This window comes from Rhizobium sp. SRI_017 (assembly GCF_057586295.1).
Genome location: NZ_JBYCZP010000008.1, coordinates 225,757 through 252,292, shown reverse-complemented (window position 1 = coordinate 252,292; position 26,536 = coordinate 225,757). Strand labels below are relative to the sequence as shown.

The following is a 26,536-nucleotide window of genomic DNA, read 5'->3' as shown; positions in this document are numbered from 1 at the left end:
AAGGAGAGACGATGAAAGCACAAACTCTTCACGCGCTCTGGAAGCATCCCGCGCGCTTACGGCTTAAGCCGTCCGCGGTCGTGCTCACCGGATTTGTTCTCCTTGCGCTCGCAGCAACGATCGTGGCTCCGCAGAATCCCTATGATCCGCTGCAGATATTTGGCTGGGAAGCGTCATCACCGCCTGGAACCACGTCTGGCGGAGGCTATCTTTACCTGCTTGGGACGGATGGCCTTGGGCGCGACATTTGGAGCACCATTCTTTACGGCTTGCGTATCAGCCTGATCGTTGCGGCCACGAGCACAGCGGCCGCCGCCCTGATCGGTCTCGCCGCCGGGGTGAGCGCTGCCTATTTCGGCCGTTGGGTCGATGTCGTCATCATGCGCATCGTCGATCTCCAGCTCAGCCTGCCGACAATCCTGGTGGCCCTGATCGCAATCGTCACGCTCGGACCGGGCATCGACCGGATCATCCTGGCGATCATTATCGTGCAATGGGCGGGCTATGCGAGGATTGCGCGCGGGATTGCGCTCAGCGAAATCAACAAGCCGTACCTGGACGCCGTGCGTCTGCTGCGGCTCCCGCGATTCCGGATCATCTTTCGCCACCTGCTCCCCAACAGCATCGCACCGGCAATCACCCTCATCCCGATCGAACTGGGGCATGCCGTGGCGCTGGAAGCAACGCTCTCGTTCCTGGGGCTCGGTGTTCCCATCGACCGACCATCTCTCGGGTCGGCCGTCGCAAGCGGCTTTCAGTACCTTTTGACCGGCCAATATTGGATCAGCCTTTTCCCTGGCCTCGCCCTGTTCGGTCTCATCGCAAGCATCAACTTCGTCGGCGACAACGTTCGCCGCCGCCTCGATCCCAGGAGCCGCTCGCTATGAATGTTGGTCAAGACAAGAGCCATTTGCTGGTCGTCAGCAATCTCACGATCAGGTATCGCGGGACTCCCGGTTCCGCGACAATCCTGGATGATGTCAGCGTCAGCGTGGGCCGCGGGGAGATCCTTGGTCTGATCGGCGAATCCGGAGCGGGAAAGTCCACGCTCGGCAACGCGATGCTTGGCCTGTTGGCGCCCGAACTCGAACAAGCGGCTGGTACCATCCGGTTCGATTCGCAGCTCACGCACAAAGAGGGAAATCCGCCAGAGGACAAACCGGCTGGGCGCCGAATCTCGGCAATATTCCAGGATCACACGGCGTCGCTCGACCCCTTGATGACGGTCGGCGCCCAACTCGAGGAAACAATCCTGGCTACCGGCAAGACATCGCGGCAGCAAGCGCGCGACCACGCCCTCGAACTGCTCCATCGCGTGGGAATCCCCGAGCCTGCCGAACGCCACGGCAACTATCCCCATCAGTTCTCCGGCGGCCAGCGCCAGCGGATCGTTATCGCGATCGCGCTGGCAGGGCGTCCGGAGATCATTATCGCTGACGAACCGACATCCGCGCTCGATGCCACGGTTCAGAAGCAGATTCTCGGGCTGCTGCGCGATCTCGTGGACGAAACGCAGATATCCGTCGTTCTCGTCACGCACGACATGGGCGTCATCGCCGAGATCACCGACAGGGTCGCGGTCATGCGCCATGGCCAGATCGTGGAGCAGGGTGCCACCTCGGCGATCCTCGACGACCCGCGCGAGAACTATACGCGGAGCCTTCTGGCGGCGGTACCCGTGTTGCGAATGGGCCGCTCCGACGATTACGGCAATTGGCAGTCGGAAATGTCGGGGAGGGGGCTTGAGGCGCAATCGCCGTTCCTTCGTGCGAAGGGTGTGACCAAGGCATTTGGCGGGCGGGGGTTTGCATGGTTGCACCCCAGTTTCGTCGTGTCCGCGTTGCAGGATATTTCCATTGAGATGCGCCGGGGCGAGGTTACGGGCATTGTCGGGGAAAGCGGCAGTGGCAAGAGTACCATGGGGCGGATCATTGCCGGCCTGGAGACTGCCTCGCAAGGACAGCTTGAGATCGACGACGCCGGTTTCAATCTCATACTGCCCGGTCGCCGAAGCGGACTGCTCGGCCGGATCCAGATGGTTTTTCAGGATCCATCCGCATCTCTCAATCCTCGAATGTCGGTCGGTGAAGCACTTCGCGAAAGCTTCAGATACGGCGCGCGCGGCGGGAGCGGGCAAGAGTCTGAGATCGGCACCATGATAGATCGGATGGGCTTGGCCCGGAGCCACCTTGACCGGTATCCGCATCAGCTTTCGGGTGGACAGAAACAGCGTATTTGCATCGCACGCGCCTTGCTTGCCAAGCCGCAGATCATCGTTGCCGATGAGCCGACTTCGGCGCTCGACGTGTCTGTGCAGGCGGAGATCATCAATCTTCTGAAGGAAAGCGTCGCAGAGCGCGGCATCTCGATGTTGTTCATCTCCCACGATCTCGCGCTCGTACAGGACCTCTGCAGCGCCATCTACATATTCAAGGATGGCCGGGTCGAGGACGCCGGGCCCTCGGACTTCATCTTCGCAAGATCGCGAAACCCTTACACGCGAAGCCTGATTGATGCCCGTCCGCGGCGGTTCACCCACTGAAGATCAGACGACGCCACTGGACCGCCGGTCCACGGCGATCCCGGCACTCCCCAACTTCAATCACATTCGCGCCGCGGCCGTCGGCGACGGGAAAAATACCTCATGACAGAAACGTTCACCATCGCGGCAACCGGGCAATCGCTCATCAAGCACGATCTTCGCGGCGACAACACGCCAGGTTTTCTCGGCGTTCAGGCGCTACTCGGCCAGGCCGATCTTGCATTCACGAATTTCGAGAGCACCATCCTCGGCAGCCACGGCGGATGGCCGCTCAAGGGCTCGTTCTTTGGCTGCAGCCAACCGGTCGTTCTCGACAGCTTGCAGGCTCTGGGTTTCAACGCGCTGGCGCTGTCGAACAATCATGCCTTCGATCTCGGTCCTGGCGGTGTGTTGTCGACTCTTGAGGAGGCAGACCGTCGAGGCTTCCTCCATGCGGGTATTGGACGCAATCAGACTGCAGCGGCGCGCCCCGCAAGGGGTTCCATAGGTGGGAGGAAGGTCGCTTTGGTCGCCATGGATGGAGGACCCGGGCCCGATTTCATGTATGCGGCGGATTCTACCAATATTCGCCCCGAGCGGCCTGGCGTAAACCGGCTGAAACTGAGCAAGATCATCGATGTCGATATTGCCGCATTCGACCAATTGCGTCTCGTGCGCGATCAGGTCGGCTACACCGCAATGGACCTCGCCAATGACAGCCAGCCGGACGACGCCCCCCATGTCGATCCTGAGAACGAGATCAGCATCTCGAGAGCTGTATTCAGGCGGGCCACCGGCTTCAGACGAAATGTCAAAGTCGATGAAACCGACATCTCGCGAAACCTTGCTGCGATTGCGGCCACAGCAGAGGAAGGAGATTTGGTTATCGCCTACCTGCACCATCACCACTGGGCTTCCGATTGGTACCAGGTTCCGGAATGGGTTGGGGGCGTTGCGAAGAGATGCATCGATGCCGGTGCTGCAATGTTCGTCAGCCATGGCGCTCCGGTTCTCCAGCCTGTCGAGATCTATCGGTACCGGCCTATCTTTTACAGTCTGGGCAATTTCATTTTTCACGTGCGATCCGGGAAATCGCCATGGAGTGCACGAGAAGTCTGGGAAAGTGTCGTTGGTCTATGCACGTTTTGCAACGACGGCGATCTTGCAGGCATCTCGTTTCACCCGATCGTCATTGGGGGCAGCGAACTTGCAGAAAGCAGCGACCTGGAACGGCGCCTTGCACCCGAATTGGCCACCGGCGCCGACGCCGAGAGGATGCTTCACCGGTTTCAGCAGCAGTCGGCGCAGCTCGGCACGAACATCGAGATTTCGACCGGCATTGGCTATCTGAACACCTAGGCTCGTCCGCCACACCATATGCCTGAATGATCAACGAGCACCCTAAGGAAGCCGCCAACAAGATCATGAAACTTCATCGCGAACCCGCATAATGGTCTGAAGTCAAGTTTTGTTCATTTAATTGGTCATTAAGCCAATTCATGTCCAGAATTTTAGACAGGCCGATTCGAAAGTCCAAACCGGAGCACAAATCCTCTTCCTTTCCGCGATGCCGTTGGTCTTCCTCCTGAGCGTGACACCGCAAAGCCGTGCCCTGAAAGCCGCTGACCGTCTTCATCCTGGCGGCTCTCTTCTTTGAAGTCTGGACAACCTCGCCTTGCGGGCATCGGTAGCGCATTCTGCTTGGGTCTGATGGGCGTTTCCTGGTACTCGCCGCCTATATACCGCCCCAGCGCAGGCAATGGATCCCGCAAGGTACGGCTCTGCCGTCGGTCGCAATCCTACCGCTGGCTGGAGTAATCAGTGCAGATCGCGTTGTTTGGAATCCACCAAAGTGCGCAATCTTAAATGGCTATATCACATTATTACCACCAATGGTTTCTGTGGCGGGGAAGTTGGAATGTCCGCCGGTTTGCAAAGTAGAAATGTCCGGCTGGTCGCCGCCCTGGGTGTCGAGCAGCCCCGATCTGAGCGGCTGATCCCGGTTGCAAGATCAGATCGGGGCGGGTGAGGACCACCCCTTCGGCTTTAGCTTTGAGGCTGGGTGATCGACATCATTCTGCAGCTTCAAGCCGCGCCTGCGCCTTCTCGCGCCGCGCGATCACCACCGGATCGTTTGTAAAATCTGTCCTCGGGCCTGGCTTGCGCCCTCGCTTGACGTAGCCAAGCTTCTCGCTGTTGGTCTTGACGTCAGGTTTGTCCCGCTCGTCCTGCCGCTCTTTGATATAGGCCAACACATCACCGAGCCGCTTGTTCTCAGTGATCGCCGCGTGCGTCACCCGCTGATCCTTGTCGAACACGCGGTAGGGTAGGGAATGCCCCTTCCAACGCACATCCAAGCGACCGTCGGCATAGGCATAAGTCTCGACATAGCGACCGACCAGACCGCGCGTCACCTCGGTCTCCTGCAGCATGATCCGCTGGCGCTCGAACGAAAAAGTCAGCTGCGCGCCGACATAACGTTGCTCGCGCTTGCACAGGATCTCGGTCAACCGATCCGGCGCCAGATTCAGCGGCCGATGCAGGTCTTCAGGCCGGGCAGAGACGATCGCAAACCGCTTGTTGTAGTCCTCCATGAAGCCTGGCAAGAACGCGTTGCCTGCCTCCATGGTGTCGATGCCGGCCAGCCGCAATTCCTTGACCAACCGGTCCTGCAGCGTCCGGTTCATGCGCTCGACACGACCCTTGGCCTGGCTCGAATTTGCGCAAAGAATCTCGATATTTAGCTCTGAGAGCGCACGCCCGAACTGCGTCATGCCCTGACCACCCCTGGCATCCTTCTTCGCCACCCGGAACACCGAATGCTTGTCGGAATAAAAGGCAACCGGTGCGCCGTGACGCGTCAGATAAAGCGCCAGTGCCTCGAAGTATGTGAAGGCGCTTTCCGATCGCACGAAACGCAACTGCATCAACTTGCCGGTCGCATCATCGACAAACACCAGCAGCGAGCATGGAGCTCCGCGATCCTCGAACCAGCGATGCTCGGAACCATCGATCTGCACCAGCTCGCCATAGGCCTAGCGTCGCAGCCGCGGCTGATGAAACGTCCGCCGTTGCTTGCGCGACAGCCAGAGTCCGGCATCGACCATCCAGCTGCGCAACGTCTCGCGTGACACACGCAATCCATCGCGCTCGGCAAGCTTCTCCGCCGCCAACGTCGGTCCGAAATCCGCATAGCGTTCACCAACCAGCGTCACCGCATAGTCTCGAACACCGTCGTTGATCCGATTGTTCGACGGCCGGCCGATCGCCTTGTGACGGATCGATGCTGCGCCGTCATTCCGAATCCGCTCCAGAAGACGACGGACCTGACGCTCGCTCAAGTCAAGCACATGCGCCGCCGTCACCATCGGCATCCGGCCGGCGACAACCTTCGACAGAATCTCGATTCGCTGCAGATCGCGCTCGCTCATCGCAATCAATCCCATCTGCAATCTCCCAGGAGCCGTTCATATCCGGGGAGAGTGACACTTCAACTTTGCAGAAACAGGACATTCCAACTTTGCGGCTACAGTTTCAATGTGGCATAATATTTGTTATGGAACTGCCCACTGATATTAACCAGGTAGCATGTCAGGGACGAAACGACGGCTTAACGCAGCTTCTTAACGACCGTTGAGATTCGCGCCGGTCGAACGACGGCCTCGGTGGTAATGTTCGGCGAGATCGAGAGTTAACACGCAGGGTCAGACACATCGCAATTGCCAGGTCCGAGTATTTCGGCTGGCCACCGTCTTGTTTCGCTTTCCGGGAAGCGCTTCGGGCTGGTCGATGCAGACGGCGAATAGTTTCATAGGTGATCTCAATTCCAGTGAAATGGGCCAGCCCGTCTCTTCAGGCTAGATAATACAGCGAGGACAATGGCACAGTTGCTGGGGGCCGCTGCTCAATGCCGTTAGCCCGCAACTCTCCTGTCCTTCGAACGTTGTCAATACAACACCAGTCGAGGAGATCACGATGGCGGACAACAGCACCACCACCATTCGGGCCACATTCGAAACGCGGGAGGCAGCCGATCTAGCCGTCGAGCACCTCGTTCAACAACATGGCGTTTCCAGGCCGGATATATTCATCCAAGCTGCAGGCAATGACAACACCACGGGCTCGGAGCCATCGGGCGGAGACGCATCTCACGAATTAGGATCGCGCAGAGACGCGCCGCTCAATGGCGAGATCGAGGTTTCTGCTGACATTCCGTTGAGTCAGATTGCGGCCGTCCAGCGCAGCTTCGGAGATGCGGGGGCGACATGGGTCTCAGGATAATAGGTCCGCCGCGATTAAGCCGACGATCGGAAGGGTGATAGATCGACATGTCCGACATGCCGCGAGTATGGTGCGCGTCACCTAGTCAGAACCGTGATGATCTGAGCGCGATCATCGATCAGAAGATTGCGTCGCTGATCTCTGAGTTTGAGAACGCGGATTAGCGAGACCACGACACTAGCAATTGGTGCGCACTTGGCACGTCGCCTGCCGATTGCGGCGCGTCGGGCATGGGGGGCGAGGAATGTTTCCGCAAGCCTTTTCGTCTACTAAGAAGCGTTGGACAGAGCATCCGCCTATTGGCCGAAGTCCAACGCCGTCTTTGCGGGGTCGATTGGATAGATGCCGGCGTCCATCAACGGCGCAATCACGTTCTCCGCGAAGTCTCGCTGATAAAACGGTTCTAGATTAGTAAGCGTCTTGCAAAACTCCGCATCCGAAACATCCTGCCGCTGAAATCTCAGGTATTCGATGCACCTTGCGATATGCGGTGCAGTGGTGTCGGCAAATACTATCTTTCCTCCGTTCAATCTGAATGGGCAGTCGACCTCGACAGCGCGTCCGTCATTGCTCGCGAACATTATGGCTACGGTCGCTCCTGTCATCGACCAAGCCTGTCGCGAGAATCCAATCTCCGCTGCGGTTCGGCCGTCGAAGCGACTCCGTTCGCAGACCTCGACCGCCGGGTCCTCCGGGTTTGCCTGCTGCGAGCCAGTGGGGAGAAACGTGGCGCCAATGATTAGCAAAGAGAGAAGATGAGACATCATCACGAGTTTTACCTTCTTGTGTTCAGGTCGCGTACCTCGGGCGACATCGCCCCTCAGTGCCTCTGAGCCTGTCCGAGAATTGGGGTTGAGTGATCGGGCCGATGATGATTCCAAGAAGGTGTCTGAAGCCTGAATGGAAGCGACATGTGGAACCCGACCACCCGGCGGCAGTATAGTCGCAATCAGCCACGATACGAAACCGACCTGACGGATGCGGAATGGGCGGTTATCGCACCTCTTCTCCCACGGCCTGCCTCAAGAGGGCGGAAGCCAGCTTGGCCGCTGCGGGAAATCATCACGCCATCTTCTATGCTCTGCGAGGCGGAATACCCTGGCGTCTGATCCCGAAGGACCTACCTGTCAAGAGCACGGTGTTCGGCTATTTCTGCCGCTGGCGCGACACCCGTGTCTTCACGAGGATCAATCATCGCCTTGTCATCATGGATCGCGAGCGGACCCGCCGCGATGCCTCTCCCAGCGCCGCCGTGCCGGATAGCCAGAGCGTCAAACCACCGAGAGCGGCGGTCCACGTAGCTACGATGCGGGCAAGAAAATCAAAGGCCGCAAGCGACAAGCGATTGTCGATATGGACGGAGTATCGATAAGTGATGGCTTTTGACATCCAGAATGGCTCGTGTCGGCCTTCCTGGATCGACGGAACGGCCAGGAAACGCGGGGTTTTCGCCGAATTTCTCGTCCCGGATCGCTGGATCCCGGCCTCAGTTCGGTGGACGACTCTTCCCAGATCGGGGATTGCACGCCGCATACTGACCGTCGAAGCGCTCTAAGCGGGGTCCCGCCCCTCTTGTCTCCTCGTCCGCGCTCCTAAAACCCTGCAATTGGTGCATTTCGGTCATTGGAGCCCGTGGGTGCGTCCCGGCCGATCCGGGATGCTCTAACGCCAACCAGGCAAAGCGTCGCACTGTAGGCCCGTAAATCGATCGATAAAAGACGCCTGCAAAGGTTCCTTTCCTTATACATTGCTCATTCAAGATTCGGTCAGAAGCTGGGCCTAATGACCTGCCGGTCCCAGCGCCACCGCGACCCATTTCCGCGGGAATCTCACAAAGTATTCCGGTCCTTGAACAAGCGCCGCCCTGCCGGGGAAAGCCTGCGGGTCAAAGATCGGTAACCCGGCAGTCGCGAAACCAGTTCTTCGTACGATTCCCCCAACTGCGGTCCGCTTTTCCATTAAGCCCATTGGCATCTAGGCGCTCTCACGTGCGATCGAATCTTACGAGACGAGCCACAACCTGGAACAAACACGCGAAGATGCCGGCCGCGAACCCGTGTACGCCACCAAAGAGCATCCACGGCACTGAAATGCCCGGGCCAGTGAAATAGTAATCTAACCAGCTCAATAACATCCAATTTGCCATGCCAACGACCAGCCCTATGAAAGGCCACAGTATCCTCGGCAGCGCGTAAGCAACGGGGAGTCCTGCCATCAAAGCTGCCGGTGTGGAATAGGCGGCCAATGCGATGAGGATGGCCAGTGCTTCACCGCGCCAAACCTTAAACCCATAGACGGTCGGGGCCACGAAGCATCCGACGATGATGGCGGCCAAGGCAATGGACACCAACGTAAGGCCGACGGATTTCATGATTTTACTCGCATGGAGCGCGCCGAGAGAGTAATTTTCATGTAAAGGCATTAGGTTCTCCGTTGGCTGGTGTTGGCATCCAATGCCTTCGCGGTCCCGGTCAAGGTCATACATGTTACTCGCTGGAGGTTGCTGCGCCCCGTTCAAAGGGTGACCCTTGCGCCCGAAACCATGCGCGAGAGGGCCACATGAACAAGCCGACGAGATTCGCCCTAACGAAGGCGACCGCCAGCCGCCTTAGAACGGTTCCCAGCATGTCGCGCCGATGCTTTTGCCGATCGTGCAATCCAGCACAAGGGTTTTCATATCGTCTAGGTTTGAGATCATGATTACGAAATCTCCGGCGGGGCATTGCACTGTCCAAAAGCCGGCATTCTGCGCCTCCATGTCGCCCATGTAGAGCAATTTGCTCGCTGACGGACACTCATGCCCAGCCGATCGTATCACGGATGCGAGGGCTGCGAGCTGCACCGGCTCGTACTCGCCGGCCATCCGATCGGCAGCCGCTCCGGCATGCGCCGCGACGGCCATCATGATCCAAGAAATTCCCGTGTAGTAGCCCAACATCAAAGTGCGTTCTCCCTATCTCCGCAGGCTCGCCTGAAGTCGCCGCTCAAGCAAGAGCCGCAACGGCTGGCCATTTGGCGTGCAAGAAATGATACGTTACATAGATCCTTCGGCGCGCCACCAACAGTGGAATGGTGGCAACCAGGACTGATCGAGAGCATCGATAACGTCTCAGACGATTTCGAAATCTGCGACACTCAGGGTGGTTGGACCGTTGGAGCCAAAGTCGGCAATCATCACTGCCGTCTGACTCCCGGTTCCGTCAGCGTCGAAATACAATTGGTTTGCACCCATGCGGTAAATGAACTGCGCTTTCATGCCGGTGGCAGTGGAATTCGTCTGGTTGTACAGCTCATCGGAATTCAACAGCGTTCCTATTCCGAATTCCTTGCCGGAGATACGGATAATATCCTGGCCGTCCGTGAACCCAACAATCTCATCACCCCCTTTGCCGAGCTCAAGCCAAAATGTGTCGACAAACTGGTCCTTGGTATCGCCATAGAGCGCGTCTATGCCGCTCCCGCCGCGCATGATGCCGCCTTCAACGTGCAGGTGATCGTCACCGCCGCCGCCCTTCACATAATAGCCTTGTGAGACATCATGACGGTAGAACTCGAATCTATCGCTGACGGTTGTTCCAACGAAGCGCTCCACATTGGCGAAATCGTCGCCAGCGGCATCCAGATCGGTTGATGTGGAGTCGGGATCGAATTGAATGATGACACCCATACTGCCTGATGGCACGAAGTTGGCGTAGCTCACCGTATCGATGCCGTCGCCACCGTCCATCGCGTCGGCGCCGCCTTGGCCTGGCGACAGCAGGTCGTTCCCCTTGCCGCCAATAAGTTCCTCGGCACCTTTGCCGCCGTCCAGCCGGTCATTGCCGTTGCCGCCAATGAGTGTGTCATCACCACCGCGACCCAGCAGAACATCGCCACTGTCAGTGCCTTTGAGTGTATCGTTCTTATTGCTGCCCTTCTTTGTCGCCATGTCGCTCTCCTTAGCCAATGGCCACTCTGACGAGTAGCTGCCCAAGGATATTCGCAGCATAGCTGTCGAACGGCCTGGAAGACGCGCAACTGAAACAACCGATCGCGATCAATCAGGACGTCAAATTAATTGACGTCCGTCGAAGATTGAAGTGGGCAAGATTTTGTGTAGAAATCTAGAAAGAACGCTATTTTCTAGATGGAACCTATCGCCGATGAGCCTGAGCATTAAGGATCCGGAAGCTCATCGCCTGGCGCAGGCAATCTCCCACGTCACCGGCGAAAGCATGACTCGCGTGGTCATCGAGGCATTGCGTGAGCGTTTTGCCAAGATCGAGCGTCGAAAGGGCCGGGCCAGCGTCGAGGAACTTCTGGCGATCGCCGATCGCGCCGCAGCACACGTCAGACGCCCCTATGTCGATCACGCCGATTTTCTTTATGACGAAAACGGCCTGCCGAAATGATCGTCGACACCTCGGCGCTGGTCGCAATCCTCTATGGTGAGCCCGAAGCGGCTAGCTTCGTTAAGGTCATCCATGACGCCGAACTTGCCCGAATAAGCGTCGCCAATTACGTCGAGTTATCGATGGTGGTGGAAGGCCAGTTTGCGCCGGATGGCATGCGTCAGGCTGAGGCCTTCTTTCGACGCGCTGGAATCCTAGTCGAGCCCGTCACGCTCGAGCATGGCGAACTTGCCCGACAAGCGTTTCTGGATTTCGGTAAAGTACGTCACAAGGCGGGTCTTAATTTCGGGGACTGCTTTGCTTATGCTCTGGCCAAAGAGTCTGGTGAGCCGCTGCTATTCAAGGGCAACGATTTTGCTCAGACCGATGTCCAGGCGGCGTGATCACGGCCGACTACCCACTAACATCCGGATCCGTACTAGCAATCGTGCCGCCTGCGAGTGAGCCCCCTCCCCTGGCGTTGAACGGCATTCTGTGCCCACGATGGAAACACGACGAGATTATGGATGGCTGGCAAACTGATCGAAGAATATTGCCGCGCTGGATACATGCCGGCTTCCGATCCACCAGGACCGACGCTCTTGCCGAGCCAGCTGTACCGGCAAGGCCATTCATCCAGGAGGGTCTGAGGGCGCGTGACGCCGGCTGGTACGACGGACGGCTGCACGACCTTAATGCGCGATTCCAAATGATCCAAACGAGGCTATTTGACGCTTGGGTGGGTACGATTGCGCACCGTCTTCTGAACTTGATCCCACCTCAATTTCAATTATCTATGCGCCCACAAGGAGTGGGGTGTGGGCATCGATTATTTCGTCAGGAAGCTGCGGGAAGCCGTACAGGAGGCAGATAGCTTGAAGTCGCGCAGCTGGGGGTTTTACCATCTGCTGTCGGCTGCGTTGAGAACGGCGCACCCCTCAAATCCCCGTATCGAAAACCTTATCACCATCCTGAAAGGTAGAATGGCGCGCGCGATCGCCGATGCTGACGCGGGCATGGAGGCTGATCTCGACACCCTCCTCACTGTGCTCGATGCGATTGAATTCCACCTGGACAAGCTCACGGACGAGACCGTTTGAGCGGCCTTCACCCCCGAAGTGGAGGCGGCTGAAAGGCGTTGTTCGATGGAGCTTGGCCGGTTGCCGGCCGCCAGGGCTGTCCCAACTTGCAGCGGCACCTTGGGCGGGTCATCCCAATACGGTTGGCAGGGATGAGACGACCTGGCTTCGAGTGAAGTTCGCTACCATCAGAACTTTGCCGCCCTTGGGCAAGCAGAAGCGTTACAGCCCACAGGTTCTGACCTACATCCATGCTCTCGAGGAGAAGCCGCCGTCCGATCGCGAGCCGATCGACTAGATGCTGGTCACCAACTTGCCGGTAGAGGATCTCTCCGGAGCATGACTGCAGGAGAGCAGACGTACGCGGAGCGGGGCTGTCTGTCGTAAATCGGGCCCGGAATCGATGTCGGCCGCCCCAACCGGGTCTCTAGACAAGCGAGGGCTGAAGCCCTCGCTATCGTTCCATCGTATGGCAAGGATCGGTTACTGGTTTTCCTCCATGTGCTCTTCCTGCTTCAGATGACCAGGCTTATCGCAGCCGGAATTCACGTTCGCATTGCTGTTGTCGCACTTAATCGAGCCCGTGCTATCGGGGTCGGTTTTCATGTCCATGCTATCGTTCATCCGGGGAACGGTGTTGTTGTCTGCGCCGGACCTGTTGCCGTTGTCAGCGGCAATGGCAAAAGACGATGCGGCCAGCATGGCCACGGCGAAGGTAGTTGCTAGTGCGGTTTTCATGGTTTTCTCCATTGGGTTGGATACCATCAGAGAACTGCACAACATGGAAAGGGTTTCATTAGTTCATACAAATGCACGTTGGAACCTTAGTCGCTCGCAAACATTTGTCGCCTCCTACCGCGGACTCTTCCCGCGTCGGCTCAAATGACGCCGCTCCGCAGCGGCCGGTTGTGTTTTTTGGCAGGGGGGTCAATTAGGGAGCATGTGGCGCGGGCGATGATGGCGCCACATAACGCAGGTGGGAAGCCTGCGCTCATCGAACAATGTTGTCAGGCTGCGGTTCCCGCGAAAGGATGCCCCACGCCCGTCGAAACAAAAAGATGCCGGCGCAGACGGGGCTGCTAGCCGGCATAAGTCAAAGGTCTGAACGCGCGTCAAATGCAAAAGTCGAGTTTGAGTTCCACATCTCAAGAATGTTCTTCGTTCCTCTTCCGGACACTTTACGGAGTGTGCTGGGACTGGAATTCAGCAGGGCTTTCGCGACGCTCTAGTTCCGGCTCCGGCTCTAGATCATCGGCCGGGTCAGGGTCTTCAGCGTAGACGAACTTCCGATTGTCGACGACTTCGTCGAGCGCCTCCAATACCTTCGGGACGAAGGAGAGGCACTTCTTTCGCGAAAACACTTGGCTGTTTCAGAAGCTTGCAAGAGTGTTCCAGATCCGCCGCGAACAACTTGCCATCCGACGCGGCCGTCAGTACCTGCGCGAGATAATCAGGCAACGGCGTCGATTACGGTCTCCCGCACACGGTCGGCAGCGAAATGCGTTCCGTGGTTCCCTGGTCGCGGATCCTCGATCGCACGGAGATACTCTTGGCGGTCAATACGGACAGCGACGAAGCCCGATCAGTGTCCGTCATTGTTGATCGTGACCTGCACGCTCCGGGCACGACCATGCAGTGCCTCTATTCCACCGAACCCGCTGAAGTCGGCGGATCGATCGCGGTCACCGAGAAACCGGATGGCAAGCGCGTCGTTGACTTGACTATGCCTATCACCGGTTTTGTGATTCTTCGGTGAACCCGCTCCCTATTTGGAGTGTGGGAGCAGAACCTCAGGCCCCGTCAATCGCGCATATTTCTCAGAGCTTTGAATCGGACCGTCGATATTCAGGTTGGAGGATCGATCACACAATGTTCAACTGACACAAAATCGCGCGAGCATCGTTCGAAGCTGCATATTCTGCTGACGAAAATGTTGTGCCAGCAAGCCCTTTAGCCGCCGATTCTCATCTTCAAGTGCGATCAACTCATCCCCAAGCGCTTCGACCTGAACGGCCGTTGGTCGCACTGTGGGCGCGATGCTTGTGCCTTCCACTTGGCGGCTATGCGTCCGTAGGCCTCGACGCGTCGCCGTTCTTGGAGACCGCGAAACGGCCATGTCCAGATCCAAGTGTGCCGCGGCGTCCAAAGTCCGAACATTGCTCTGCTGAGAAGGGGAGTTCTTTTCCGCCTCAACGGGTGATGCCATGATCGGCCTCTGGTCTGCGGTTTCAGTCTCTTCGTTCAGGTGAGTTTCGACCGTTGGTTCTGGCTGCGGCTCGCTGACTTGGCCCAGAGTGTCAGAAACCGTGTCGTGCGCAAACAGATGTGGGGCATCCGTTTCCGCCTCTCGCACAAGAGCTTTGAGATCGGTATCGCCCCAAATCGACGCCGGCTGTATCGTCAGACGCCGGCGGCCCACTTTGCGTTCGACAACGAACTTTCGTTGCTGTGTTTTCATATGTATTCAGTCCATAAGATTGAAAGGCAGGATCACGAGACGTCGAATCGCTCGAGCATCTTCTTAAGCTGATCATTCTGCAAATGCAGCTTCCGCGCCAATTGAATTCTCAGTTGCTTGATGTCCTCATCCAGGCCTCCCACCTCGGCAAAGAATGCGTCTCGGGGAGACGCAGGTTGCGAACTCTTACTCCTGTTTGCAACGGCATTGCTCCGCGCAATTGCGTCGGTGCGGGTTCTTTTCGCGCGTGTCAGCCCTTTTGTCGGTGGTGCTCGCGGGGACTTTTTCTTCGGCCCGTTTTCCACCGGCAACACATGTGACCGCAGGGTCGACTCGATGGTCTGCCGACGCTTCGGAGCATGAAAAGCGTCGACATCATCAGGCGCCGCGGCTGCTGGGGTGGCATCCATCTCGGGTTCGAGATGATCCAAGGTCGGACTCGTGAGGAGTTCAGCAGGCTGGCTTTCCTCGAGCGCAGATCCAAGAGGGTCTTCCGTTGCGTCTGGCGGAAGACCCGACGATTGTTGCGGTTCACGCTTGTTTCTCTCAATGTCAGAGTGTTGCCCAATCGAACTCTCGGATGCTTCTGCCGACCGTCGCTGCGGTATGAATTGGGCAAGAAATTTCCATGGTGATTTCATAGCGCTTCAACCTCTGGCCAACCGGACCATGACGTTGCCAGACCTTCGGAGCGGGCTCGATGCGAGCCCGGCCAATGTTTGCCATTCCAACAATGCTGTGGCTGGGGCCGGCGTCGCAACCGTATCGCTATTGATCGACCCGCGATCAAACGAGCCCAAGCCGCTTGCGCAGATCGGCATTTTCCGCACGCAGCTTTTCTGCCAGGGTTTTGCGGAGCCTCTTGTTCTCTTCCTCGAGCTGAAGAAGATCCGCCATCTCGTCCATTGCCGCGATGGGCGTCGTCACCGATAGCTCGGCACGCTTCGACCGCGTCTTTCTACCGTCCACTTTGATGACACCCTTCGGCGCGCGCTTGCTGGCAACTGGCGTTTCGGTCGGCGACGTTGTCGCGTCTGCGGACTTCTCGATCCGCTTGCGCCGGCCTCTGGGCAACTTCGCAACTGTCACGCCTCCCATCATTTCGGTGGCGACTTTTTGGCGACGTGGAACACGCTGCTTCTTAGGCTCCGGCGTTGTTGCCGGTGCATCCGTCACGGCAGCGTCAGTATTGGAATTCGCAATTTTCTCGTCGGCCATCAGTTATCTCCCTCTGCAGGCAACAATTCTTGTCGTCCGAGCGAACGACGAAGTCAACATTGCTGGTATCCGACGAAACCTTGCTCACGGCTGATGGGTTCGAACGGCAAACACAGCATTAGCAGCTACGTGCCGAGTCTTACTTCAGTGGTTGACCATGCCAAGTTCTTAGCGCTCCGCTCGCCAAACCAGGAGTCTTGAAGGACACGAACCGTCGATTTGCCATTAGCGCTCATGGAGAGATGGAATCAGAACCCGAGATCCCGTCATTCCAACGCGAACTCGGTGCGCAATTATCCAAGAGACTTGAAAGAGATTTTTCGACAACCTAGCTTAGTGGCGCCGAGGCTTGATGAGCTCGGTGAAGCAGTCGCCATGTCTTATGGAGTGAGTGACGATGATTGATAAGACCGAAAAGTCGATCGCCGAACTGAGCGTCGAAGAGCGAGAAGAAATTCTCATCGATGTCGCAGCGATCTTGGAACACACCGCGCGGGATGCGATCTTCGCCGGCAATCCCAACTTCGCGCTGATGTCGAACAATATGGCCGAAGCTATCAGAATTCATGCCGACGAACTCGCGCGTGAGGATATCGAGAATGCTGGCCGCGTTCTTGAGCAAGCCAATTCGATGATCAGCCAGTTCAGGGCTGCACATCCGCATCGCGTTGTCAGCCACGCCATACACTGAGCGGAACCTCAGTGATGAAAATGCCTCTTGAGCCGGCCGAATACGAGATCGTGCAAGGCGTGTTCAAGCGACTTGTCCAGGCGCCCTGGTTTGATCGCACGGCACCCCATGAAAAGGAGTGCGCCAAGCTGGTTTTGCAACAGTATTCGGCCGGCGCGGAAGACCCCGAGGACCTGCTCGCCGCATGTGAACCAGAAGCGCGACAACGCTATGGTATTGCCGATGATAACCGCACCCACCATGCGTTGTCGAATGCGGGTGCGCTTCGAGAGAGTGATCGATGAGTGGCGTCAACCGCTTGATCGCCGAACTATTGCGGGCAGCCAATACCGTCGAGCGGCAGACGCCCGCCCGGGTCGCCCGCATGCTGGATGACTCCGTCGAGGCCGTCTGCCAGCTTCGACGTCAGACGAATATCATACCCATTCCGGGCAAGGATGCGCTAGTCTACATCCGCGCTGTCGCAGCAGGCGCGGACCGTGTTCCGATGGAGGAGTGGCACCATGCACTTCTTCACGCGGCTGAGATGATCAGGGATCTGAGCATCGTTCTCGACAGCGGCACGATGGTTACACTGGTCGATCCGACGTAATGATCCTGGCCGACGGGAGCGGGTATCCTCGGTCATCTTCTTGGCGTCGTCGAGCAGCATCATCGTACCATCCTTGGAAAACAGCGTGCTGTCGATGGCGGCCTAACCCGGGCCGAGCGAGCGCTTGGCTAAAGGGCAGGTCTTGGCCTGTCGACGTCGAGGATCGGCATGTCATAGATCGGCGAGGTCTTGTCGTCGCGCGCGACGGGGTTGGTGACGTCGTTGGCGCCGATGCCAGAGGCGACATCGGCCTGGCCGAAGTCGGAATTGATGTCCTTGAGTTCGAAGACGTCGTCAAAGGGCACGTTGGCCTCGGCGAGCAGCACATTGATATATGGCCGGCACGCGGCCGGCGACGGGATGGATCGCGTATTTGACCTCGACGCCGTCACCGATTTCACGCAGCGCATGCCGGGTCCCGGGCGACGCGGCAACCACCGGCGGGGTTACTGTAGAACCATATCTCAAGGCCGCGCCCAGCGGCTGAAACCCGCTCCAGCCGAAAAAAGCTGCCGCGGGAGGAGGTGCGGCAGGCTTCATTAAATGGAATAGCGATTAGGGGGAGGAGTATCGCTATTCCGACGAACGACCCTTTGGGAGGAGGAGTGGGCCGCTCGAACTTTGAATTCAATCAGAGGGCCGAGCCCCGGGCGATGCGACGGATATCGGCGCGGTCGATGCCAATGTCGTTGAGTTCGCGGCTCGACATGCGGCCGAGTTCACTCACGGTCTGGCGAAACTTGACCCAGTTGGTGAAGGTGCGTGCAACGTTCATGATAGTCCCCTTTCGAGAGGATGTGACACTGGCTACCGCTTGTTCAGTCCCCGCGTCGTTTCGATGACGTTGATATAGGTCGGGCAAGCCTCCCAAATAATGGATAAGATGACACCTCAGGCATGCATAAATTGCATGCCGCGCTCTTCTGGATTTGGTCTGCTCAGGCCTTGAACCGGTCGAAGGCCGTCAGCCTGCGGATCGAAGGATCGGCGTCCGGCCAGCGATAGATCTCGGAGCGGAGATAGTGCAGTTCGTCGTCCAGCACCTCCTCCGCCAGCTCGACCCACCAGGATTTGGGCCGGCCGTCGCTGCCATCCGACCATCGATAACCGCGCACCTTGAGGTGGTCCTTCATGTCGAAAGGGCGGTATCTGTGGGGTTGATCGTCAATGGAGCTCGCCACCAATGCTTTCAAATACGCCTTTCCCGATGGCGAAGGTGGCAGAGTTGACATCGTCTTGCGCGGGAATGCCGACAACTCGATGATCATCGTCGAAGACAACGGGTTTGGGTGTCCCCCAGATGTTGGGGAAGGTGTGGGGTCGCGTCTGATCAAGCTGATGGCCGCTCAGGTCGATAGAACAGTTGCGAGAGCGCCCGTTCGCAGAGGTTGCCGCACGGAAGTCCGGCTGAACCTTCGCAGTTCGACCGCCTGAGCGTCACCCCGCGATGGAATTGCCAATGACGCGGGCCTCGAAACGAGGCGTCTGACTGTACGTTAGCGTACGAGCACATATTAACGGTGGATTCAACGTGCATGGCGTAAGCTGCATGCCCCAGCGCTCCGGCGAGGCATGATGCCGTCTGGCCGCCCGATGCATGAGGGCGTCAACGCCTCGATGGATTGCACATGGCCTTCAGCTCAAAACTTCGCCTGCGACTTCTCGCGGTCTTTGCCACGTGTCTGCTGATCCTCTTCACGCTGGCCACTCTCGCCTATGTGGTCTCTGGGGCGATTGGCTCAATGGCAAAGTCGGCGGATCAGATGGACGACGCCCGCGCTCTCACTGCCGCGAAGGGCGCGCTGACGGCCCTGAAGAAGCAACTTGGCGCGACGGTTCGCGACAACGCATACTGGGACGATGCCTATCGAAGCCTGAATGCCGAAGGAGCCGCGGATTGGGCGATCGAGAACTGGGGGACGACGACCGAGGACTATCCGCTCTACGACACGGCCCTGGTGATCGAAGCTGATGGCGGGTCCTTGATCGCCTACCATAAAGGTGCTGCGATCAGCGACGCGGACGTTGACAGCTTCTTTCTGGGAAACCTCGGCGATATCGTTGCCGCGGCTCGCCGTACCGGGTTTGCGGCGGAAAACCTCGCGGTCGCCTTTGTGAAAACCAGCAAAGGTGTCGCCCTGGTCGGCGCTGCCGCTATCCAGCCTTCGGCGGAGGACCCGGCCTTCGACATGGGAACGGCAAAGGTCCTTGTCTTTTCCAAGCAACTGACTGCGAATGTGGTCGCCGAGATCGCCGAAACCTTCAGCATTGCGGGTCTCGTGTTAACTGATGCGCCGGGCGAGCAGTCAATGCTCCACGCTGATGTCGTTGATATCAAAGGCCGCGACATCGCCAGGATCACGTGGCCGCCGATGCACCCGGGAACGGCGAGTTATCACCACGTCCGACCCACAGTTATTCTCTCGGCGCTCGTCCTTGCAGTCTTGCTTGCAGCCGTGGCAGTGTCTGGCCTGCTGGTCTTCCGCGCTCTGCGTAACAGTGAGCGCCTGGCCAATCACAAGGCCAAGCATGACGCGCTGACAGGCCTTTGGAACCGAGCTGGATGCCTTGAGCGGCTCGAGGTCGCACTGGCGGCTGGCGACCGGGCCCAGACTGCTTTGCACATTCTCGATCTGGATGGCTTCAAACCCGTCAACGATGCCTGGGGGCACCTGGTGGGTGACAAGCTCATCAAAGCCGTGGCGGCAAGACTGCTTACCAGTCTGCCACCGACCGCAGTGGTAGCACGTCTCGGCGGCGACGAGTTTGCGGTGATCCGCGGCGCGCCAACGGACGAGGCTGACCCGAGAACGCTAGCGGATAGGATACTCGCCGCATTGGCGACGCCATTCGACATCGATGGCAGGACTATCGAGATCGGCGGGAGTGTCGGTTGGGCTGAGAAGGGCCACGACGCGACCGACAGCGTCGAACTCTTGAGGCGAGCCGACCTGGCGCTTTATCGGGCAAAAGACCTCGGGCGCGGCGTTGCCGTGGTCTACGAAACTTCGCTCGACGAGGATGCCGGGAAGGATTCCGAACTCGAGCAGGAACTGCGTCAGAGCCTCGCTGCCGGAAACATCCGGGTCGTGTTCCAGCCCCTGATTGATGCGTCAACCCGGGAAATGACTGGGGTCGAGGCACTTGCCCGCTGGACCAGCCCGAGCCGAGGGCCGGTTTCGCCGGAAGTGTTCATCGGCGTTGCGGAGAAGGCCGGCCTTATCGACCAGCTCGGATTCCAGGTTCTCAAGACGGCAATTTGCGAGGGGATGCGCTGGCCGGGCATCGGGGTCGCCGTCAACGTGTCGCCGCTGCAGCTCAGAAATCCATATTTCTGCCAACAAGTCAGAGATGTCATCAAGGAGTCCGGATTCGACCCGGCGCGGCTGACGATCGAGGTGACCGAAGGCGTACTCATCTCTAACCCCGACCAGGCGAAGCGGGCACTCGATGGCTTGCGGGAACTGGGCGTCAAAATCGCTCTCGACGATTTCGGATGCGGCTATGCCAGTATCGGAACCCTCCGCGAATTCGGCTTCGACAGTATGAAGATTGACCGTTCGCTCGTCGTCGGGCTCGATCAGGACGATAATGGAGGCGCTGTTCTTCAGGCGACGGTCTCGCTCGCGAACGCCCTCCGGTTGCCGGTTACGGCCGAGGGCATCGAAACCGAAGAGCATGCGACGGCGGTAAGGCTTTTCGGTTGTGACAAGCTGCAAGGATATCTCTTTAGCAAACCCGTAACGGCAGATGAGATTACCGCGAAGTATTTCGAACAACCGCTCGCCCACACTGGTTGAGGCCGCCTGACAACCCCTATGCAGCTCGCTCGTGACGGATGTCGGTCAGCAATGAGATATGAGGCAAGCATGATACTAAGCGTCGTCAGAATGTCCTCACGGCAGCATGTCCGCAATGGGCCGAGGCTGTGTAAAAACTCGGTGGGGGAGCTGGCTTTGGCCGGATGGAGCCTGCGCAAACCGGACGCCCTTCCTATCACCCCTCGGTTTTGCTGAAGCTCTTCATCTACGGCTACTTGAATCGCATCCCCTGGTTCGGGCGAACCCGGCGGAATTGTCGGTGACCACCGAACTCGCCATGAAGATGGTGAAGTACTTTCCTGACCACCGGGTGAGCCCTGAGTGGACACGTCGAGAAGAGGCCGAGAAGCGGATCGCTTGGGACGACGAGGAAGGACGTCGCAGGATAAAGGAGGTCCAGCCCGACATAATCGTTCATATCCCCCATCGCCAGGACGAGAACCTCTTGGTGATCGAAGCCGAGCGCGTGAGCAACAGGAAGTTCGCGAACGATGTGTTGAAATTGACCCGAATGACCCTGGATCACGGCGTCGACCCGGATTTTGACTATGGCTACCGGGTGGGTGTGCATTTGGTAATCAACTTGCCCCGCAGGAATATCCCGCGTTGCGACGTTTATCGCAACGGAGCCATCGATGACGATTTGACTGCGTTCGTTCTCGCACTTCTTGAGAGCTGAATCGGCTCATCTCTCAACTTGCCCATCGGGAATCCACACAGCCGAGACTTCATCGCCGTACGGCTTCGCCCTGCCCTCCGAGACCTCGATCGCGATCCACGCACAGACCACGGCGTCGAGCTGATCTTCGAACGCCTTCATCTCCCATCCTTTGGCGTCTGACGGCGGAACCGGCAGCATCGACACGACACCCGAAATCCTCGCCTCCAAGAGATCAATGATGATGCGCCACGTCTCCATAATCTTCGCCCTGCGGTCGTGGGGAGCGAGGCTGGGCCAGTAGTCGCGCGCCTTTCCATGTTTGTAGGTCAGACGTTTCTCCGACTTCGCCAACTCGACCAAGGCCGGATGCGGATAGACCTCAAGCAGGCCGGGAGCCGCGGCCGATATCGTCCGGAGTGGATATCCGATCTCCTCGAACTCCAGACGCAGTCGGTCACTGATCGCGCCCGGCCGCAGAGCGCTCGGCGTATGGGTCGAGCACCATCGAGCGGAATAGGCGGCGTTCACGGCACGGTCCGACGCCCGCCTTGAGATGATCGGCTCCCTCGACAACGGCATGTCGATGGCAACGAGATCGATGGCCGATTTCGAAATGGCGCGGGCGGCCGCGATCAGTGTCTCCGCATCCGGAGCCGACCCGCACGGTCGGCTGGTCGAGGCCGGTTTGTCTTCGGCGAGGCGGACGAACGCATCATAGGAGGGCGCGACCGCCGCGAGACGCCATCCACCATCATCGACCGCCAAGCCGATACCGCTTGGCTCAGTCAACGTCCACGCCGCGTCGATGCCCAGCACCGCCCTCACGACGTTACCGAAATATGAGCCAGAAGGCGACGATCCCAACGAGCGCAACACCTGCTCCCGCGAGAAGCGACGAATATGCTCGGAAGACAGCGCCGAAATTTCGGGCCATGTCAGGGAGGCCCTCCACCTTGCATGATCAACCTTCTGTGCGTCCTCATAGGCTTGGTCAGTTCGCCACCCCATAGAATCCCCCCTCGCGTGTTGGCGTCCTCAATTCACGATGATGCGTGAGCCGTTGTCATAGGAATAGGTGCTTTCGCACGCCCACGCCTTCAGACTGTCGAGCGACGTTTTGAAGAGCCTCTCGGCATAGGTTGGGTGCTCGACATGAACACGTACGACCGTCGGAGTGTCCGCCGTGATCGATTGGTTCGAAATCGAGAAGCCGATGCCGTGGCGGTCGTCATCCGACCACGCAAGCAGGACCGATCCGCTGAACTGCGTGACGGCGGTCGGATGCTTCTTCTGGTGTCGGATCACGAAGTGTTCCGGGTTCATCGTGACCTTGGCCACGAGATCGACCTGACCAGCGGAATCCTTCTCGAATTCAAATCCGACGATCCGAAGAGCAGGATCATAGGTGGCTGTCCCGCACGGCTTCGTCACTTCTCCCGGCGCGGGCGCGAACAGGCCTACAGCCCCCACCAGAGCGAGCGCGGCAACGCTCGCCGACAAAGCCTTCCAGCCGCCGATCACTCTCACCTGCGCCTCATCAATCGCTCACCACGGCTATCAACGGGCAATGATCCGAAATCGAAAGCAGCGGATCGGGATGGGTGTCGTTTGCCGGGAGCGTGCCGCCCATCCGGCCGATGGACACCTTCTCCGCCGTGGCCGCGGTGAAGCCCGCTCCGATCAGTATGTGGTCGAGTTCAATTGGATTGCGGCAGCCGAGATTCTCCGAGAACGGCAAGACGCGTCTGGCTTCCTTCCTTTTCACGAGATCGGTCACGGTGGCCGGGTCATCGCAGATCGTCTGAGCCGCTGGCGTGACCGGGCAGGCCTCATGCAGGAGAGTGAGCTTGGTTTCCGTCGGCGTTCCGTCATTGATCTCCTTGATGAGGTTGATCACCTTCACGCCGCTCGGCAACGCCGTCGTCGGATCGGAACCATCGGTGCGAACCGGGTCAGCGGACTGGTTTTCGAACCATAGGCTCCGATTGAAGTCACCCATCATGATCAGGCGACCGTCAGCCGGCATGGTGCGCTCGATCCACGCTTCAAGCGGCACGGGCTGCTGTTGCAGGATTTTGCAGTTGTCCTCGCCCTGTTCCAGCTTGCCTTTCGTCGGGTTCGAGGCCGATGCGTCCAGTGGCGACACGCAGGACGACTTCAGGTGAACCGAAAGGAATGTGGTCGGCTTGCCGTCGATAGTGAGCTTGAGGGAGTAGCCGGGGCGCACTTGGTTCTGGGGTGTCTCGCCCGGGAGGCTGACCGCTTGTTCGACATCGCATGAGCCGCCGCCGAACTCCTTCCGCCACGCAAACGCGAGGCGTTGCACCTTGAAACCTTCGAAGGAGCAGACTTTATAGTCGGCTCCGCCACCCGGAAGGATTTCCTCGACGGCCTTCTTGCCGCTCACTTCCTGGAAGGCGATGACATCCGGATTGATCTTGTCGGCGATGAATGTTGCCATCTGCGTGACCCGCTTGTCGTAAGCGGCGGCGGTGACGGGAACTGTGTTGCGATCACGGTCCTGATAGACGTTGCAGGGTGGAAGCACGTTGAAGTCCCATTGGGGCTTGATCGCCGCGTTCCGGTCCCAATCCAATTCCCACCCAGGAGTCCCGGTGGCCGCGGGCTCGAAGGCGGTTCCCGCGGCATCCAGCGCGAAGGGCTGCGAGCACTTGGCGATCCAATCCACAGCCTCGGCCTTGGAAAGATGCCAACCCGCGTTCCATGTCGCGATCCTGAGGTCGCGCGCCTCGGCCGACACAGCGGTCATGAACACCAATCCTACCATGCAAGCTCCCCGCAACATCATCATCTCCTCCGTCGCGAACACAGCCAGGAATTGATTAGCATACATGAATTTCTACCGTGTGACAGCGATCATCGCCTGCCTTCGCATCCGTGGAGTGGACGGCGGGTTACAGTTCCTCGCCTCAGCGCACCCGCCAAATTGCCTCCGCCCGAGCCACGTTGACGCCGTCAGAGAGGATTGGATAATGGGAACGGCTGATCCGGTGAACGCGATTTCTTCCGCGCCTCGGACCATTTCTCCATGCAGCCTCGCCACACCCAGTATTGTTTTCCCGAGGGATCGCCCAGGCCCTCTTTGCAGCGGTCTGACGCCGCTTCGATCTGGCGCTTTTCCATGGTGCGATGAGCCCAGTATTGCTCTATGCACGTCGGCGAAGGCGGACCTCCGCCAAAGCGCGCAATGCACGCGCCATGAGCATGATCCGCATACATCAGCTTGTATCGATCGCATCCGGCGAGGAGGGAAACTATTGCAGCGGGTATGAGCCATTTCACCATGATGGCCGTTTGCCGCCGCATTGTGTCCAAAGTCGGTTCAGCCCGCAGCACCCCTGGCCGTGTGTGGCCCGTCACAAACCTTTGAACGAGCACACCAACGAAATCAATACGATACCGTAGGTAGCTCCAAGATCATTTGGCTACGTCGTCACATTCCCTGTGACAACTCTGGCGGCTTCGCCACGTTACCTTGAACAGCCTACCAAGCGAGCAATTTGATTGGCTAATCGTTACCCGATTCTCGGCCAGCCGAAAGCGGTGTGAACGTCGCTCGACGCCCAAGACTTCAACCCCAATGAAGGCGCGCCAAGTCCGAATAGGGATCGCGCGCGCCAATCCTCGTGGTCGGAGACATCGCAAGGATGCCCACGTCCCTCAAGACTTCGATGTCGACATAGGTTCAAGCCCTGCACCCGGTCGACCTTCCGAAAGCTTCCTTTGGCTAGCGACCTGAGGTCTCAAACGCGCCACCAGCGGTCGTCATGACTGCACCGATCAGCCAGATGAACTGGTTGATCTCCTACAGATGAAGACGGGTGCCGTTGCTGGCAGCCCGGCAGACTGACGTGCCGATGGTTATTAGTCTCTCATGTAGTATGCCTTTTGTGAGGGGTAGTAGTCCTCGAATAGTGGAAGCGTCTTGCCCTCACGCGCGGCGACCAGCATGTCGAGATAATACTCCCAGCCCGGCCCCACGTCACCCGCGAGCTCGCGGTCGGGCAGGTGCTGAACGAAGCGAAGCGCGGTCGTGTCGTCCGTTTGCGTCAAACTCAGTTCGATCCGCCACGCTCCGAATTCATCCTTCATGGTAAGGATGAGGCGGTGCGGCGCTTCGCATTCTTCGATCGTCACATCCGTCCAAGGCTGGCCCTTCTCATGGACCAGTTGCAGCCGCACGATCTTGCCGGGGCCGGCGTCACCTTCCCACGGGCCGAACCAGCGCGCGGTGCTTTCGGACTTCGTCACACTCGTCCAGACGTCATCGATGGGTGCGCGGAACACGCGTGTGAGGATCAGGTCATTGCCAACAACGTGACCGGTAGGTTCCGGGCTCATGCTATATCCTTCTTGCTGTCATTCACGCGTTCGAGAGCGCTCGGAGGATCCTGCCGCTCGCGCTTCACACGATGAACTTCGGTCTCGAGTGCCATCAATCGGCGCTCCCACCGACTCGGCGCGCGCAATTCGGCGAGATAAGCTTCCAGTTCCGAGAGCGCGTCCAGCGTCAGCTGGTACACGCGCTCGCGGCCGCGCAACATGTCGCGAACCAGCCCGGCTTCGCGTAACACCCGCAGGTGGCGACTGACCGCAGGTCGACTGACCGGGAAAGCTCCCGCAATGCGACCGGCGTTCACGGGCTGATCGCGCAGCATCCGCATAATGTCACGACGAACAGCATCTGCCAGGGCGTGAGCAACAGCATCCATACAGAACCCGTAACCAGTTCGTTACATTTTGTCAAGTTTACCTGGGAGCATCATTCCATCGATCGGTCCGCCGACAGCACGCCGAAAGCTGACGTTCGGCAATGACGCGAG

The 26,536-nt window shown here is 58.7% G+C and carries 28 protein-coding genes and 5 pseudogenes; 16 read left to right on the top strand and 17 right to left on the bottom strand.

Annotation, left to right across the window (positions count from 1 at the left end; all coding sequences use genetic code 11):
- Positions 1–11 precede the first annotated feature (11 nt).
- From AC2YI2_RS19370 to AC2YI2_RS19360, 3 genes are all read left to right on the top strand, one after another.
- Positions 12–887, top strand: a complete 876-nt coding sequence (locus tag AC2YI2_RS19370; protein ID WP_487388107.1) for an ABC transporter permease — start codon at positions 12–14, stop codon at positions 885–887.
- A complete protein-coding gene (locus AC2YI2_RS19365; protein ID WP_487388106.1) occupies positions 884–2,542 on the top strand; it encodes a dipeptide ABC transporter ATP-binding protein in 1,659 nt (552 codons plus the stop codon). The genes AC2YI2_RS19370 and AC2YI2_RS19365 overlap by 4 nt, the downstream gene beginning before the upstream one ends.
- 102 nt (positions 2,543–2,644) lie before the next feature.
- Positions 2,645–3,880, top strand: coding sequence for a CapA family protein (locus AC2YI2_RS19360; protein ID WP_487388105.1), 1,236 nt, complete (start codon positions 2,645–2,647; stop codon positions 3,878–3,880).
- A 713-nt stretch (positions 3,881–4,593) separates the two neighbouring features.
- On the opposite strand, the pseudogene AC2YI2_RS19355 reads toward AC2YI2_RS19360, so the two are convergent.
- Positions 4,594–5,967 (bottom strand): annotated as a pseudogene (locus AC2YI2_RS19355) (ISNCY family transposase).
- 529 nt (positions 5,968–6,496) lie between these two features.
- Here AC2YI2_RS19355 and AC2YI2_RS19350 point away from each other — a divergent pair.
- Positions 6,497–6,802, top strand: a complete 306-nt coding sequence (locus tag AC2YI2_RS19350; RefSeq protein WP_487388104.1) for a hypothetical protein — start codon at positions 6,497–6,499, stop codon at positions 6,800–6,802.
- A gap of 296 nt (positions 6,803–7,098) precedes the next feature.
- On the opposite strand, the gene AC2YI2_RS19345 is transcribed toward AC2YI2_RS19350, so the two are convergent.
- Entirely contained in the window at positions 7,099–7,569 is a 471-nt protein-coding gene (locus tag AC2YI2_RS19345) for a hypothetical protein (protein WP_487388103.1), read from the bottom strand.
- 144 nt (positions 7,570–7,713) lie between these two features.
- Here AC2YI2_RS19345 and AC2YI2_RS19340 point away from each other — a divergent pair.
- A pseudogene (locus tag AC2YI2_RS19340) lies at positions 7,714–8,164 on the top strand (IS5 family transposase); the annotation flags it as partial.
- Positions 8,165–8,786: 622 nt separating this feature from the next.
- Here the strand turns inward: AC2YI2_RS19340 and AC2YI2_RS19335 are convergent.
- The 3 genes from AC2YI2_RS19335 to AC2YI2_RS19325 all read right to left on the bottom strand — a co-directional run bounded on the left by AC2YI2_RS19335 (position 8,787) and on the right by AC2YI2_RS19325 (position 10,730).
- Positions 8,787–9,224: a hypothetical protein gene (locus AC2YI2_RS19335; RefSeq protein ID WP_487388102.1), complete on the bottom strand. Its 438-nt coding sequence runs from the start codon at positions 9,222–9,224 to the stop codon at positions 8,787–8,789.
- Positions 9,225–9,410: 186 nt separating this feature from the next.
- A complete protein-coding gene (locus AC2YI2_RS19330; protein WP_487388101.1) occupies positions 9,411–9,743 on the bottom strand; it encodes a hypothetical protein in 333 nt (110 codons plus the stop codon).
- Between the two features lie 168 nt (positions 9,744–9,911).
- Positions 9,912–10,730, bottom strand: coding sequence for a calcium-binding protein (locus AC2YI2_RS19325; RefSeq protein WP_487388100.1), 819 nt, complete (start codon positions 10,728–10,730; stop codon positions 9,912–9,914).
- A gap of 214 nt (positions 10,731–10,944) precedes the next feature.
- Here AC2YI2_RS19325 and AC2YI2_RS19320 point away from each other — a divergent pair, with 214 nt between their 5' ends.
- The 4 genes from AC2YI2_RS19320 (at position 10,945) to AC2YI2_RS19305 (ending at position 12,549) form a co-directional block, all read left to right on the top strand.
- On the top strand, positions 10,945–11,193 hold the full coding sequence (locus tag AC2YI2_RS19320) for a type II toxin-antitoxin system VapB family antitoxin (protein ID WP_487388099.1): 249 nt from the start codon (positions 10,945–10,947) through the stop codon (positions 11,191–11,193).
- Positions 11,190–11,576 (top strand): type II toxin-antitoxin system VapC family toxin, encoded by a 387-nt coding sequence (locus AC2YI2_RS19315; protein WP_487388098.1) that lies wholly within the window; start codon positions 11,190–11,192, stop codon positions 11,574–11,576. Before AC2YI2_RS19320 ends, AC2YI2_RS19315 begins: the two co-directional genes overlap by 4 nt.
- A 414-nt stretch (positions 11,577–11,990) precedes the next feature.
- Entirely contained in the window at positions 11,991–12,272 is a 282-nt protein-coding gene (locus AC2YI2_RS19310; RefSeq protein WP_487388097.1) for a hypothetical protein, read from the top strand.
- 151 nt (positions 12,273–12,423) lie between these two features.
- On the top strand, positions 12,424–12,549 hold the full coding sequence (locus tag AC2YI2_RS19305) for a hypothetical protein (RefSeq protein WP_487388096.1): 126 nt from the start codon (positions 12,424–12,426) through the stop codon (positions 12,547–12,549).
- Between the two features lie 185 nt (positions 12,550–12,734).
- Here the strand turns inward: AC2YI2_RS19305 and AC2YI2_RS19300 are convergent, their stop codons facing one another.
- Positions 12,735–12,989: a hypothetical protein gene (locus tag AC2YI2_RS19300; RefSeq protein ID WP_487388095.1), complete on the bottom strand. Its 255-nt coding sequence runs from the start codon at positions 12,987–12,989 to the stop codon at positions 12,735–12,737.
- An 811-nt stretch (positions 12,990–13,800) separates the two neighbouring features.
- Between AC2YI2_RS19300 and AC2YI2_RS19295 the strand changes: the two genes are divergently transcribed.
- Positions 13,801–14,007, top strand: a complete 207-nt coding sequence (locus AC2YI2_RS19295) for a hypothetical protein (protein ID WP_487388094.1) — start codon at positions 13,801–13,803, stop codon at positions 14,005–14,007.
- 117 nt (positions 14,008–14,124) lie between these two features.
- Here AC2YI2_RS19295 and AC2YI2_RS19290 read toward each other — a convergent pair whose 3' ends face one another.
- The 3 genes from AC2YI2_RS19290 to AC2YI2_RS19280 all read right to left on the bottom strand — a co-directional run bounded on the left by AC2YI2_RS19290 (position 14,125) and on the right by AC2YI2_RS19280 (position 15,927).
- Positions 14,125–14,709: a hypothetical protein gene (locus tag AC2YI2_RS19290; protein WP_487388093.1), complete on the bottom strand. Its 585-nt coding sequence runs from the start codon at positions 14,707–14,709 to the stop codon at positions 14,125–14,127.
- A 32-nt stretch (positions 14,710–14,741) separates the two neighbouring features.
- On the bottom strand, positions 14,742–15,140 hold the full coding sequence (locus tag AC2YI2_RS19285) for a hypothetical protein (protein WP_487388092.1): 399 nt from the start codon (positions 15,138–15,140) through the stop codon (positions 14,742–14,744).
- 355 nt (positions 15,141–15,495) lie between these two features.
- Complete coding sequence (locus AC2YI2_RS19280; RefSeq protein WP_487388091.1) at positions 15,496–15,927, bottom strand: SyrB-like regulator; 432 nt, start codon at positions 15,925–15,927, stop codon at positions 15,496–15,498.
- Positions 15,928–16,324: 397 nt separating this feature from the next.
- On the opposite strand from AC2YI2_RS19280, the gene AC2YI2_RS19275 reads away from it, so the two are divergent.
- From AC2YI2_RS19275 to AC2YI2_RS19265, 3 genes are read left to right on the top strand one after another with little or no spacing between them, the layout of a single operon-like run.
- A complete protein-coding gene (locus AC2YI2_RS19275) occupies positions 16,325–16,618 on the top strand; it encodes a hypothetical protein (RefSeq protein WP_487388090.1) in 294 nt (97 codons plus the stop codon).
- Positions 16,619–16,632: 14 nt separating this feature from the next.
- Positions 16,633–16,902, top strand: a complete 270-nt coding sequence (locus AC2YI2_RS19270; RefSeq protein WP_487388089.1) for a hypothetical protein — start codon at positions 16,633–16,635, stop codon at positions 16,900–16,902.
- Positions 16,899–17,210, top strand: a complete 312-nt coding sequence (locus tag AC2YI2_RS19265) for a hypothetical protein (RefSeq protein WP_487388088.1) — start codon at positions 16,899–16,901, stop codon at positions 17,208–17,210. The genes AC2YI2_RS19270 and AC2YI2_RS19265 overlap by 4 nt, the downstream gene beginning before the upstream one ends.
- Before the next feature lie 24 nt (positions 17,211–17,234).
- On the opposite strand, the pseudogene AC2YI2_RS19260 reads toward AC2YI2_RS19265, so the two are convergent.
- The 3 genes and pseudogenes from AC2YI2_RS19260 to AC2YI2_RS19250 form a co-directional block, all read right to left on the bottom strand.
- Positions 17,235–17,624 (bottom strand): annotated as a pseudogene (locus AC2YI2_RS19260) (NAD(P)(+) transhydrogenase (Re/Si-specific) subunit beta); the annotation flags it as partial.
- Between the two features lie 217 nt (positions 17,625–17,841).
- The gene (locus tag AC2YI2_RS19255; RefSeq protein WP_487387984.1) at positions 17,842–17,985 is read right to left on the bottom strand and encodes a DUF1127 domain-containing protein; all 144 of its coding nucleotides are present in this window, start codon (positions 17,983–17,985) and stop codon (positions 17,842–17,844) included.
- A gap of 163 nt (positions 17,986–18,148) precedes the next feature.
- A pseudogene (locus AC2YI2_RS19250) lies at positions 18,149–18,352 on the bottom strand (3'-5' exonuclease); the annotation flags it as partial.
- A gap of 486 nt (positions 18,353–18,838) precedes the next feature.
- Here AC2YI2_RS19250 and AC2YI2_RS19245 point away from each other — a divergent pair.
- The 3 genes and pseudogenes from AC2YI2_RS19245 (at position 18,839) to AC2YI2_RS19235 (ending at position 21,710) form a co-directional block, all read left to right on the top strand.
- Entirely contained in the window at positions 18,839–21,010 is a 2,172-nt protein-coding gene (locus AC2YI2_RS19245; RefSeq protein ID WP_487388087.1) for a putative bifunctional diguanylate cyclase/phosphodiesterase, read from the top strand.
- A 152-nt stretch (positions 21,011–21,162) separates the two neighbouring features.
- A pseudogene (locus AC2YI2_RS19240) lies at positions 21,163–21,268 on the top strand (transposase); the annotation flags it as partial.
- A gap of 22 nt (positions 21,269–21,290) precedes the next feature.
- Complete coding sequence (locus tag AC2YI2_RS19235) at positions 21,291–21,710, top strand: hypothetical protein (RefSeq protein WP_487388086.1); 420 nt, start codon at positions 21,291–21,293, stop codon at positions 21,708–21,710.
- A 6-nt stretch (positions 21,711–21,716) separates the two neighbouring features.
- Here AC2YI2_RS19235 and AC2YI2_RS19230 read toward each other — a convergent pair whose 3' ends face one another.
- From AC2YI2_RS19230 to AC2YI2_RS19210, 5 genes are all read right to left on the bottom strand, one after another.
- A complete protein-coding gene (locus AC2YI2_RS19230) occupies positions 21,717–22,481 on the bottom strand; it encodes a DUF429 domain-containing protein (protein ID WP_487388085.1) in 765 nt (254 codons plus the stop codon).
- A 246-nt stretch (positions 22,482–22,727) separates the two neighbouring features.
- Positions 22,728–23,213, bottom strand: a complete 486-nt coding sequence (locus AC2YI2_RS19225; protein WP_487388084.1) for a hypothetical protein — start codon at positions 23,211–23,213, stop codon at positions 22,728–22,730.
- 16 nt (positions 23,214–23,229) lie between these two features.
- On the bottom strand, positions 23,230–24,462 hold the full coding sequence (locus AC2YI2_RS19220; protein ID WP_487388083.1) for an endonuclease/exonuclease/phosphatase family protein: 1,233 nt from the start codon (positions 24,460–24,462) through the stop codon (positions 23,230–23,232).
- A gap of 1,115 nt (positions 24,463–25,577) precedes the next feature.
- Complete coding sequence (locus AC2YI2_RS19215) at positions 25,578–26,054, bottom strand: SRPBCC family protein (protein WP_487388082.1); 477 nt, start codon at positions 26,052–26,054, stop codon at positions 25,578–25,580.
- Positions 26,051–26,425 carry an ArsR/SmtB family transcription factor gene (locus tag AC2YI2_RS19210; protein WP_487388081.1) on the bottom strand — a complete coding sequence of 125 codons (375 nt, stop codon included), beginning with the start codon at positions 26,423–26,425 and terminating at the stop codon, positions 26,051–26,053. Before AC2YI2_RS19210 ends, AC2YI2_RS19215 begins: the two co-directional genes overlap by 4 nt.
- Positions 26,426–26,536: the final 111 nt, after the last annotated feature.